Origin of the sequence: Shewanella decolorationis (assembly GCF_004354305.1) — a bacterium.
Lineage (GTDB): Bacteria > Pseudomonadota > Gammaproteobacteria > Enterobacterales > Shewanellaceae > Shewanella > Shewanella decolorationis.
Genome location: NZ_CP037898.1, coordinates 3,648,746 through 3,660,567, shown reverse-complemented (window position 1 = coordinate 3,660,567; position 11,822 = coordinate 3,648,746). Strand labels below are relative to the sequence as shown.

The window sequence follows — 11,822 nt, the reverse complement described above, 5'->3', positions numbered from 1 at the left end:
ATTTTAGACAATGGCAACTTAACCTCGGCTGACCAAACGAGAGCTGTGGTTAAAATTAATACTAATCTATTGTCTTTAAAGCAGTTTAGATAATGACAGCTAGAGCGCTTGCTTTTCATCAAGCACGGATTTACGGCATATTCCATTTGCGCTCCAAACTGCGCCTAGACTAAAGAAAATTACGCCGCCCATGATAATGGCCAGCCTTATCCAAGGCGCATTGTGTGCGATGCGCATTTGCACTGCATCTATTGCTGTGGTTCCCCAAACGATGACCACACTAATGCACAATATTGCTTGCAATAGTCGAATCACGGCAGGATGTTTGATGAATAATCCAATTGGCGCTAATGCATATAGGCCCATCAAAACAAGCTGGTCATAGCGTAAAAAATGTGCACTCAGTAGCCAAAAAGCAACAATTATCCAACCCACTCTCCACCACATGGTTTTCTCCTATCTCAATCTTGATATGGGCTAATGTAGTGGAATTAAAACAATCATTCTATTTGCCTGTTCACATAATGAGGATTAAGCAATAAAAAGCCCAACTAAGTTGGGCTTGTATAGCGAATAAAATGCAATTTAAAGTCTAAAGAGGGTTTACTCGACTTTATGCACTTGTTCATCAAAACTACCGGCAGTTTTACCCGCTTGGGTATTGTTGAATACGGTTTCGTTAAATTCACCTTCAGATTTGGCAATAATGACCGTTGCCACGCAATCGCCAGTGACATTCACTGCGGTGCGCACCATATCGAGTAGTCGGTCAACACCAATAATTAAGGCAATACCTTCAACGGGTAAGCCGACTTGGTTCAGCACCATAGCGAGCATAATTAATCCTACTCCAGGCACGCCCGCAGTACCAATTGAGGCTAACGTGGCGGTAACAACCACAGCAGCATAATCGGTCAGCGTTAATTCAATACCAAATACTTGAGCGATAAACACTGTGGCGACACCCTGCATAATCGCCGTGCCATCCATGTTAATGGTGGCGCCTAAAGGTAGGGTGAAAGAGGCAATTTTGTTATCAACACCGAGTCTGTGCTCTGAGGCTTCAATTGTAATTGGCAAGGTAGCGTTAGAGCTTGCTGTTGAAAAGGCAAACAATTGCACATCGCGCATCTTACGAATAAATATTACTGGATTGAGGCCTGAAAAAAGTTTGAGAAGTGTAGGGTAAACAATAAACGCATGGATAAGTAATACACAGAGAACCACAAAGAAATATTTGACCACACTCTCGAATGTTCCCAAACCTAGTGTTAACGCCAGTTTTGCCATCAGTGCAAACACCCCATAAGGCGCAAGCTGCATGATCAAAGTAACGACTCGCATAATCACTTCATTCAAATCTTCGAATAAAGCGGCAACACGTTTCCCACGCTCGCCAATATGCGCAATCGCAAAGCCAAAGATCACTGCGAAGATAATAATCTGCAGCATATTTCCTTCGCTCATGGCTTGCATCGGATTCGTTGGCACTATATTGATTAGGACACTTGAAAGACTGGGCGCCTCTTTGGCGGTGTACTCCATTTTTTCGGAAGCGAGCGAAGCATTACCTGGATGAACTAATACCGCGCTGACAATGGCCAGAATTAAAGCAATCGCCGTTGTGAATAAATAAAAGGCTAATGTTTTGCCGCCTAAACGACCTAATTTTGAAGGTTCACTCAGTGAGCAAGTACCACAAACTAATGAAATAAACACAAGTGGAACCACTAGCATTTTCAAACTTGAGATAAAAATAGTGCCGATAACATGTAAGAAACCTTCTGTAATGTAGTCTTTTACGATATCGCTTTCTGGAAAGGCATTGCGGAGTATGAGGCCTAAAACAATACCTGTTGCCATACCGAACAGAATTTTGCTTGTAAGGCCGAATTTCTTTTGTAATAAGGTTGCCATGGGGATTCCTGTGTGTTTTTTATACATTCTAATATTGGCGACGACAAGCCTAGCAAGAAAATGCAGAAGTTTAAATGAGTTCCGATGTTAAACTAACTGCAAAATATGAGAAATAAAATAAGAGAGTATTGGAAAAGTTAGGTGAAAATTGTGTAATGTTAGCCTATAAGTTATAAGCGTCAATCTTAGTATTATCATCAGAGTAACAGGGAGCCTGACAATGAAGTCAGCGTATAAGGTTTTTCTTGCAGGATTATGTTCATTATTCTTGGTTGCATGTGGAGGCGGAGGCAGTATCTCCGATGATGGCTCTGGCACCACCCCAACCCCAGGTGTTATCACTGTCACTATGGGAATTTCCAATACCGATATTTCCGCTTTAGCTCCCGCAACAGTAACTGCTAAAGTTGTTGACTCCAAAGCTGGTGCGTTAGTTGGTGAATTGGTAACATTTAGTTTAAGTAATTCCAATATCGGTTCATTTGACCCTGCTACAGCGACAGCATTAACTAATGGCGAAGGTATTGCGACCATTATATTAAATACTGCAACTATCGCAGGTGCAGGTACAGTTACTGCAAAAATAGATACGGGCGAATCTGGCAAAATTGGTTTTGTTATGAAGGGCGATGGCGGTGAGGCTGGCGGTGGTGCGCAAGTTAATCTTGCTCTCACTGATTCGAACGGAAACGCAATCCAAACTATCACCTCATTAAATCCCGGAAAACTCACCGCAACAGTGACAGGTATTAATAAACCTACGATTGTGACTTTTGATAATGATATTGGTGATTTACCGATAAAAACTGCAGTAACCAATAGTCAAGGAAAGGCGAGTGTTGATATTTATGCTGGCAATACCTTAGGTGCCGGAACCATTACTGCTTCGCTTGCCAGTGGCGAAAAAGGTACGGCTGTTGTGGTGGTGGGTGCAACTAATGTTGTAATGGGTAGTGGCAATCCATTTGTTGCTGGTAAAGCAAGTGTCAGCGTGACTGACTTAACTGCAGGTGGCACAGCCACAATTTCTGTTGTGATTCAGGATGACCAAGGTAAGCCTTTTACTCAACCTGTCGATGTTAAATTCTCTTCTTCATGTTCCACTAAAACCTCTCCAGAAGCAGAGATTAGTTCTCCTGTACCTTCTGTGAATGGCGTTGCCACCACGACCTATTTAGCTAAGGGGTGTGTGGGTCCCGATCCCATTAATGTGACGGCCAATGCTGGTGGTTTAAACCTTTCTGCTACAGCTTCAATTAATGTAATGCCTGCCAATGTTGGCAGTATCGTATTTCTTTCAGCAACGCCACAAAACATTGCCATTTTAGGTACGGGTGGTGCAGAGTCTTCTGAAGTTAAGTTTAAAGTGTTGGATACTAACAGTAATCCTGTGAGCAATCAGCTAGTTAACTTTAGTCTTAACACTACAACTGGTGGTATTGAATTAGATCCCGTAAGTGCGACGACTAACAACCAAGGGATTGTCCAAACTGTCGTTAAAACTGGTACAGTGGCTACTTCTGTTCGTGTCACGGGCATTGTCGCAGGTTCGTCCCCGGTTATCTCTAGTCAATCTAGTCAATTAATTGTATCTACAGGTATTCCTGACCAAGACAGTTTTTCACTATCTGCATCGACATTGAATGCAGAAGGTTGGGATGTTGATGGTACTAAAGTAACAGTGACGGCTCGCTTAGCCGATGCATTTAACAACCCTGTACCAGATGGAACTACAGTTTCATTCACTACTGAAGGTGGTGCGATTGAGGATGCATGTCAAACGGTAAAAGGGACTTGTAGTGTGGTATGGACCAGTCAACTTGCCAGACCTGAAGGCCAAACGTTGATAGACGCTACTGGCGCATTAGTTCGTCCACCTGTTGCTACACTCGCGGCTAATTTAGGTAACTTTTACGGCCAAAAATACGGTGGTAGAGCAACCATAACGGCTACCGCAATTGGTGAGGAATCTTTCCCTGACCTTAATGGTAATGGCCGTTTTGATGCATCCGAATTTAGTGCCTTTTTGAATCAAAAGGATGTGAGTGGTAAACCCTTCGATTTAGATGATGCTTTTAACGACTATAATGAGGACGGCTTTTTCAACCCTCAACAGTCTGGAGGCCAAGCGGGGGGCGAGTTAGAAGAGTTAATCGATTTTAACTCTAATGGTGTTTTTGACCTCAAAGACAGTAAATACAATGGTGTACTTTGTTCTGTTCCTGCTCATGCTGGTTGTGCAGATGGCATATCTGAGCCCAAATCACTCTATGTTCGAGGCAGTTTAGTGATAGTGATGTCAGGAAGTACTGCTTATGCAACACCTAGAGCGGATGTACTTATTGACGATAGCTATAGCCTAAGTAAAGACCAGAGTATTGATATCATTGGTAAGGATGCCGCTACGGTTTACTTCACCATCTCTGATTTGCACAACCAACAAATGCCTGCAGGCTCGATCGTTAGATTTAAAGCAAGTGCAGGTTCAATAGCTAGTGGCACAGAATATACATGGCCAAGCAGCAATTATAATGCTGGACGTGAGTTTAGTGTGTCCATTAAGGGTGAGGAAAAACCTAACGCGGGCACCTTCATTGTTGAAGTTGAAACCCCAAGTGGGGTGGCAACCCAAGTTCTGTCTTTGCCGATAAGAATTAATTAGTCATTAAAATTTCTAATTAAAACGGGGAGCTATATGCTCCCCGTTTGTTTTTGATTGGATACTTGGTAAAACGTCAGCATGGCATTTACCATGCTGGCGGTTGATTACTCTGCAAGTAAACCGCGGCTACGCAATAAAGGCTCGATGCCTGCTTCTTTACCGCGGAAGTTTTTATACATCAACATAGGGTCGTCACTGCCACCCTTAGACAAGATGTTGTTACGGAAGGCATCGGCGGTCGCTTTATCGAAAATGCCATTTTCTTTAAAGGCTTCGAAGGCATCGGCGCCCAAAATATCCGACCAGAGGTAGCTGTAGTAACCGGCAGAATAACCGCCCGCGAAGATATGCGAGAAGTAAGTGCTGCGGTAACGTGGGCTGATCTCATTAATCAATCCCATGGCGGCTAAGGAGTCGGCCTCAAACTTGGCGGCATCCTTAGGCGTGGTATCGGTCAGGGTGTGCCAATCTAAATCGAGCTTAGTGGCGGCCATATATTCAACGGTCGCAAAGCCTTGGTTGAACTTGCTGGCGGCTTGGATTTTTTTCACCAGTTCCTGCGGGATCACTTCACCGGTTTTGTAGTGCTTCGCAAATTGCGCGAGCACTTCAGGCTGAGTCATCCAGTTTTCGTTGACCTGTGAAGGGAATTCTACATAGTCGCGCGGTACTGCCGTTCCGCCTTGTGAGCGATATTCGACATTGGATAACATGCCGTGCAGCGCATGACCAAACTCATGGAACAGGGTGCTGGCTTCATCGAAGGTGAGTAACGCTGGCTCATTACCCGCTGGACGAGGGTAGTTCAACACGTTGACAATTATGGGTTTAGAATCGACGCCGTTCATATGGTATTGCTTGCGGAACGAGTTCATCCAAGCGCCGCCGCGTTTGCTATCACGGGTAAAATAGTCGCCCATAAAGATGGCCATAAGCTTGCCGTCTTTATCGTACACTTCCCAAGTACGCACCTCGGGGTTGTATTTGGGTAAGTCGGTACGTTCTTTAAAGGTTAAGCCATAGAGGCGATTGGCCGTATAGAACACGCCTTTTAAAGTGCTGTCGAGGGAGAAATAAGGGCGAGTTTGCTGCTCGTTAAAGCTGTACTTTGCGACACGGATTTTGTCGGCGTAGTAATCCCAATCCCAGGCTTGCAGCTTAAACTTGCCACCTTGGTTGTCGATTAATGCCTGCATATCGGCAACTTCGGCCTTGGCTTGGGCAAGCGCTGCTGGCCAGACTTTGTTTAGTAAGCCGTATACATTTTCTGGTGTCTTGGCGGTGCGCTCTTCTAACACGAAATCCGCATGGGTTTTATAGCCCATAAGCTGTGCACGTTCGGCGCGCAGCGCGGCAATTTTTGCCAGAATGACTTTGTTATCATTGGCATTATTGTTGTTACCACGCTCGATATAACCCTTATAGAGCTTTTCGCGTAGCGCGCGATTATCGGCATAGGTTAAAAACGGCGTGATAGACGGGCGTGACGTGGTAAATACCCATTTGCCTTCATGGCCACGCTTTTTCGCGGTTTCGGCGGCGGTGGCAATCACATCGGCGGGTAAACCTGATAAGTCTGCTTGCTTATCAATTACTAGCTCGAAGGCATTGGTTTCAGCTAACAGATTGTCGCCAAAGGCTAAGTTAAGCTTGCCGATTTCTTCGTTCAGGGCGCGCAGCTTGGTTTTATCCTGCTCGCTGAGGTTAGCACCGCCACGGGTGAACGATTTATAGGTGTCTTCCAGTAATTTAGCCTGCGCCGTGTTGAGCTTTAGGCTGTCTTTGCTGTCGTAAACGGCTTTAACGCGTTGAAATAGCTTATCGTTCAGTAAGATATCGTCTTCGGCAGACGATAACATCGGCGAGACTTCCTTGGAAATCGCTTGCAGCTCTGGAGTGGTATCTGCACCAGTTAAGTTAAAGAAGACGTTGGATACGCGGGTGACGAGATCGCCCGAAAACTCCATCGCTTCAATGGTATTGGCAAAGTTAGGTTTATCTTTGTTATCAACAATCGCTTGAATTTCTTCGTGTTGCTGGGTGATACCCGCCTTAAATGCAGGGAGGAAATGCTCGGGCTTAATTTTATCGAAGGCCGGAATTTCCATAAACGTATCATAGGGTTTAAAGAAAGGGTTGCTGGCATTTTGGCTGATGATCTGCGCCGACATCGCATTCGGTGCGACTGTCGCCTGCGCCGCAGTATCGCTGTGTTGTGCACTACAGCCACTTAAGGCGAGGGCGAGCGTGATGGCGCTAAAGGTCAGTTTGATGGCTCGCGGCTTAAGTGTTGGCGCGTTAAGGGCCGGTGATTTTAGGCTTAGTCCCTTCATGTCAATTCCCCGTTAGGTGATTATTATTCTGTCGGATTAATGGTACTGCAAACCATTAATATTATTTTAAGGTGACTGTTTAGCATGTATCCGACTAAGGGTTCCATCGATTTTGTGTTTTGTTTGTAACAAATGGTTAGTCTGCGGTTTTTAATCGAAGAACTATGGCAAACTGAGCCGCGTATCAAGGCAATATTTGGCAAGGGATAAAGCCATTGCTTTGATGCGTTTTAATGTAAGTCCCTAATCATACAAATAATAAATAGGACCTCTATGGAATTGCCTCAGTTTAGCTATACGCGCCTCTGTCGTCGTTTTTCTTATTCCCTATTAGCCGCTGCACTGTGGACATCGACGCAAGCAGCAGCGTCGCCAACCACGCTTAGCCAAGATGCGCTTAAGGTGGCCGATTATGCGGTGAGCACCTATGACACGCAGATGGTCGAGAGTCTGGCGCATTTAATCAGTTTTAATACCCAAGCGGTTGAGGGGAAAACGCCCGATACCAACCCCGCCTTTATTGGTTTTAAGTCGAGTTTAAAAAGCTTGAGCCAAGAACTCGGACTCGATTATGCCGACCACGGTTATGTGGTGCTGATTGGCCTCGATGCTAATGCTGTCGATGCACAACAATCACAGGTTGAGAAATTAGGAATCGTCACCCACGGCGATGTGCAACCCGCCAATCCCGCCCTCTGGACTAAGAGTCCCTATGTGCTGGATACCGAGTCTGAACCTGGTAAGCTGATAGGTCGCGGCACCGAAGATGATAAAGGTGCGATTGTCACCGCCATGTATGCGATGAAGGCCATCAAAGATAAACAACTCAAACGGGAAAAACGCATTGAACTGTTGGTGTATCTAGCTGAAGAGTCCGATTGGGATCCGCTAAAGGCCTTTTTAGCCCATTACACTCCAGCGCAGATGAATATCACCATAGATGCCGAGTATCCAGTGGTCACCGCCGAAAAGGGTTGGAGTAAGATTGGCTTTACGGTACCGAATATCGAGTCAACGCAGGAGCTGGGCACGGCAACGAATGTCCCTAGCCTAACGGCATTCTCCGGCGGCTATTTTGCCAGCCAAGTGCCGCAGCAAGCCGCGGCGCAAATTCATGCCATCACCCCAAGCTTGTTTGAACAATTACAAACGAGCGCCGCCAACCAGCAGGGGATGAAGTATCGATTCGAGCGAACTTGCGAGCAGGCCGTATGCGACTTGCATATTTTTGCCGACGGTAAGGCGGCTCATTCCTCTACGCCTGAAGATGGGGTAAATGCCGTAACGCATTTGGCCGCGTTACTGCAGCCATATACTTGGCCTAAAACCACGGCGGCACTCACTGTCGCCGCTATGAATGAGTTAGTGGGTTTGGGGATTTATGCCGAGCAGTTTGGTGAACTGGCCTATAAAGATGATTTTATGGGCGCCTTAACGCTGGCTCCCACAGTCGTTGCGCAAACGAGTAAAGGGACGGAAGTCACCATTAATTTACGTCGCCCAGTGGGCAAAACGCCTGAGTTACTCTCCGCCCAAGCCAAGGATGCATTGAACAAATGGCAAGCAGAGCATCAAGTGACTCTTATCGATGTGGAAAGTTATTGGGGCGAGCCTATGGTGATGAAGGATGCACCCCATCAACAAACCTTACTCGATGTGTTTGCCCATTTTACCGGCATAGCATCACCCAAACCTGTAGCCATTGGCGGCTCAACCAACAGTAAGTTATTCCCCAACGCCTTAAGTTTTGGCCCCGCCATGCCGGGTGTGGAATACACTGGCCACACAGAGAAAGAATTTATTACCCATAAACAGTTTATTCTGAATCTGAAAATGTACACCGCCGCCTTTATTGAGTTAACCGCTGCAAACTAGTGCGTTTTCAATTGTGATTAATTGAAGCTATGGGTGAAATACTTTGGAGAGTGGGGGAGGTTTACTTCGCATGTTTATAAGTCAATGGCGGTTAATTCGAGATAACCGCCATTGCTTTTAATCGTTAACACAAGATAACAACAGTTCATCTGGCTAAAAGCTTTTGCCCCAAAACTAGTAAGTTTGTCGTCTGGTGTGCAGGATGAATTGTCATTGTTTCCCCTGTGACACGCCATAAACTCCTCCCTGAGGGCTCGACGGCGGCATCCATGCCGCCAACGGTCACAGTTGCAACAATGACAATCTTTACGACCATTGAATAGTTTATCCGGCTAAAAAGCTCATGCCCCATTTCGTATTTCGGCTTGTTAGCTCAATCGAAAACTCCCACACCTGTTGCCTTACAAATTCTTACCTATTTGCCTATGTTTGGCCTTACCAGAAATCGACTAACAATGTATGGGTATAGAGTCATATTTAAATTTAGGTGTTTTTGTATGATTTTAAGACAAGAACAGTGCACACTAATTCCATCCGCAATAAGTAAAACTCTATAAAATCAATTAACTATAGTGGCTGATTTTAAGTTAATCGGTTTGGAAAACGCGCATGCGCGTTTTCCAGATAGTGTATTTGTCTGAAAGCTGATAAGTTTTTTACATACAGATAGTTAACTGTTCGCGTTTTCACTTATCCAACGAAGTAAACGCGCATGCGTACTAATAAAATGTTATGTGACAGGTGAAGATTAATGGGACGTAGATATTTAAGTTTAAGTGAAGCCGATTCAGTGCTAAATCGCGGTAAAAGTGTTGTGGTGTTTCTCGGAGAATAAAACATGGACACCCAACCTCAATAGCGCGGTAGCTAACCCCCTACTATGCTTTGGTTAAGCATTGAACAAGGAGGTTTGTATGCCGCGCCCTCGCCGAACTCAGATAAGTCTTGAAGACACACCCTATTACCATTGCNGTAGCCGCGTGGTGCGGCGGGCATTTTTATGTGGTGATGATAGTTACTCGGGTAAAAACTATGACCATCGCCGCGCTTGGGTAGAGTCATTATTATTTGAACTTGAAGCGGTTTTTGCTATTGATATCGCGGCCTTTACGGTGATGTCCAATCATCTGCATGTGGTGCTGCGGATGGACATCGAGACGGCAAATCGTTGGACTGACCGCGAAGTGCTTGAGCAGTGGCATAAGTTGTTTAAAGGCGATGAGTTAACGCAAAAATTCGCTAAAGGTGAGTTAGTTGAAGCCCATGAGGTCAACAATAACAAAACTTGGACACCCAGCCTTAATGGCGACGTAGCTAACCTCCGACTATGCTTTGGTTAGGCATTGAACAAGGAGGTTTGTATGCCGCGCCCTCGCCGAACTCAGATAAGTCTTGAAGACACACCCTATTACCATTGCTGTAGCCGCGTGGTGCGGCGGGCATTTTTATGTGGTGATGATAGTTACTCGGGTAAAAACTATGACCATCGCCGCGCTTGGGTAGAGTCATTATTGTTTGAACTGGAAGCGGTTTTTGCCATTGATATCGCAGCCTTTGCGGTGATGTCGAATCATCTGCATGTGGTGCTGCGAGTCGATATCGAGACGGCCAATCGTTGGACAGACCGCGAAGTGCTTGAGCAGTGGCATAAGTTGTTTAAAGGCGATGAATTAACGCAAAAATTCGTGAAAGGTGAGTTAGTTGAAGCCCATGAGGTGAGCAGATTAAAGCACTCAATCGCTCTTTATCGCAGTCGATTATGCGATATCTCATGGTTTATGCGCTGCCTCAACGAACCAATTGCAAGACAAGCAAACCAAGAGGATAACTGTACAGGTCGCTTCTGGGAGGGGCGATTCAAATCGCAAGCTCTACTCGATGAAGCTGCGGTATTAGCCTGTATGACTTACGTTGATTTAAATCCGATTCGAGCGCAACTCGCTGAGACACCAGAACAATCCGACCATACCAGTATTCAACTGCGTATTCGGGCCGCATTAAAAGGTGAGCAGCCAAGCAATCTCCTGCCGTTTATTGGTAACGAGTGCGACGACCAACCCAATGGCATTGCGTTTTCATTAAAAGATTACCTTCAGTTGGTGGATGATACCGGCCGAATTATTCGCAACGATAAACGTGGATACATCAGTGAAAGTAGTACCAAGATACTGAACAGATTAAATATCCCCCATGACAATTGGCTCAAGCTGACCACCGAGTTTGGCAAGCTATTTCATGGTCCTGTAGGCACATTGCAAGAACTGACCGATTACTGCGAACACTTAGAAAAGCGACGACGGCATTTTGCTAAATGCTGCCAGCACTTTTACAGTAACTGACAACTGTTTATATCACTTCAAAAGCCCCATCCAGAATACATCCCAAGCACTAAGGGATGACTTATCTCGTCTGAAATACCCCATTTTTGAAGGAATTAGCGCAATTTATTGCCTTAGATGCTGTCCCCACGATTGTTGATGGCCCCTATTTAAACCATTTTAACTCGGACAAGTTGTAGGCAAACATAAAGTGCATTAAGTTTTTGATTTAAAATGGGTGGCTAGATTTACGCGGCTAGATTTACGGGTGAAATGGGTGGCTAGATTTACGGGTGGCTAGATTTACGACTATATGGTCGAGCTAAATTAACTGTTGGAATAAATTCAGGTAGGTTAACCGCATTTTAGCTAGAGCAGATTATTATCCTTGGGGAAAGCTCGGGACTGTAATGTCTGCCTTTAGCACTAAGACAATCAAGAAAATAACGCCCAATAACGGGAATAATCCCAGTACTGCGCCTAGCATCCCTGTGAGCTTAGGGTTTGTCGTTTTTTTGCGCCCGAGTGAATAACTCAACATACCGAAAAACATCATGCTAGCGAAGAGCAATAGCAAAATCAGCGATACAATTGACACAATAAATTCCTTTTTAATTCATATGTTAGAGCTTGATAATAAAGAGCGAGTTAAGGCTGAGTCAATCTTATTTATCATGATTGAGTGCTATGGCGGTGGACTGAAGGTGAGTTTCATTT

7 protein-coding genes and 1 pseudogene are annotated in these 11,822 nt (G+C 45.2%); 4 read left to right on the top strand and 4 right to left on the bottom strand.

Going from position 1 to position 11,822, the window contains the following annotated elements:
- Window positions 1-99 precede the first annotated feature (99 nt).
- Both EYR25_RS16380 and EYR25_RS16375 read right to left on the bottom strand, forming a co-directional pair.
- Window positions 100-447: a hypothetical protein gene (locus EYR25_RS16380; RefSeq protein ID WP_133181488.1), complete on the bottom strand. Its 348-nt coding sequence runs from the start codon at window positions 445-447 to the stop codon at window positions 100-102.
- Between the two features lie 156 nt (window positions 448-603).
- Window positions 604-1,917, bottom strand: coding sequence for a dicarboxylate/amino acid:cation symporter (locus EYR25_RS16375; RefSeq protein ID WP_039977043.1), 1,314 nt, complete (start codon window positions 1,915-1,917; stop codon window positions 604-606).
- Window positions 1,918-2,137: 220 nt separating this feature from the next.
- Here EYR25_RS16375 and EYR25_RS16370 point away from each other — a divergent pair, with 220 nt between their 5' ends.
- Window positions 2,138-4,579, top strand: coding sequence for an Ig-like domain-containing protein (locus EYR25_RS16370; protein ID WP_133181486.1), 2,442 nt, complete (start codon window positions 2,138-2,140; stop codon window positions 4,577-4,579).
- Window positions 4,580-4,683: 104 nt separating this feature from the next.
- Here the strand turns inward: EYR25_RS16370 and EYR25_RS16365 are convergent, their stop codons facing one another.
- Window positions 4,684-6,912 carry a M3 family metallopeptidase gene (locus EYR25_RS16365; RefSeq protein ID WP_133181484.1) on the bottom strand — a complete coding sequence of 743 codons (2,229 nt, stop codon included), beginning with the start codon at window positions 6,910-6,912 and terminating at the stop codon, window positions 4,684-4,686.
- A gap of 273 nt (window positions 6,913-7,185) precedes the next feature.
- On the opposite strand from EYR25_RS16365, the gene EYR25_RS16360 reads away from it, so the two are divergent.
- The 3 genes and pseudogenes from EYR25_RS16360 (at window position 7,186) to EYR25_RS16350 (ending at window position 11,126) form a co-directional block, all read left to right on the top strand.
- Complete coding sequence (locus EYR25_RS16360; protein ID WP_133181482.1) at window positions 7,186-8,787, top strand: dipeptidase; 1,602 nt, start codon at window positions 7,186-7,188, stop codon at window positions 8,785-8,787.
- 914 nt (window positions 8,788-9,701) lie between these two features.
- Window positions 9,702-10,061: pseudogene (locus tag EYR25_RS16355) on the top strand (transposase); the annotation flags it as partial.
- 87 nt (window positions 10,062-10,148) lie between these two features.
- Window positions 10,149-11,126 (top strand): transposase, encoded by a 978-nt coding sequence (locus tag EYR25_RS16350; protein ID WP_133181480.1) that lies wholly within the window; start codon window positions 10,149-10,151, stop codon window positions 11,124-11,126.
- Window positions 11,127-11,487: 361 nt separating this feature from the next.
- On the opposite strand, the gene EYR25_RS16345 is transcribed toward EYR25_RS16350, so the two are convergent.
- On the bottom strand, window positions 11,488-11,703 hold the full coding sequence (locus EYR25_RS16345; protein WP_133181478.1) for a hypothetical protein: 216 nt from the start codon (window positions 11,701-11,703) through the stop codon (window positions 11,488-11,490).
- Window positions 11,704-11,822 lie beyond the last annotated feature (119 nt).

Excerpts from the sequence above, each read along its gene's own strand:
- EYR25_RS16360 (WP_133181482.1), top strand. The coding sequence starts at position 7,186 with ATGGAATTGCCTCAGTTTAGCTATACGCGCCTCTGTCGTCGTTTTTCT.
- EYR25_RS16380 (WP_133181488.1), bottom strand. The coding sequence starts at position 447 with ATGTGGTGGAGAGTGGGTTGGATAATTGTTGCTTTTTGGCTACTGAGT.
- EYR25_RS16350 (WP_133181480.1), top strand. The coding sequence starts at position 10,149 with ATGCCGCGCCCTCGCCGAACTCAGATAAGTCTTGAAGACACACCCTAT.
- EYR25_RS16375 (WP_039977043.1), bottom strand. The coding sequence starts at position 1,917 with ATGGCAACCTTATTACAAAAGAAATTCGGCCTTACAAGCAAAATTCTG.
- EYR25_RS16370 (WP_133181486.1), top strand. The coding sequence starts at position 2,138 with ATGAAGTCAGCGTATAAGGTTTTTCTTGCAGGATTATGTTCATTATTC.
- EYR25_RS16365 (WP_133181484.1), bottom strand. The coding sequence starts at position 6,912 with ATGAAGGGACTAAGCCTAAAATCACCGGCCCTTAACGCGCCAACACTT.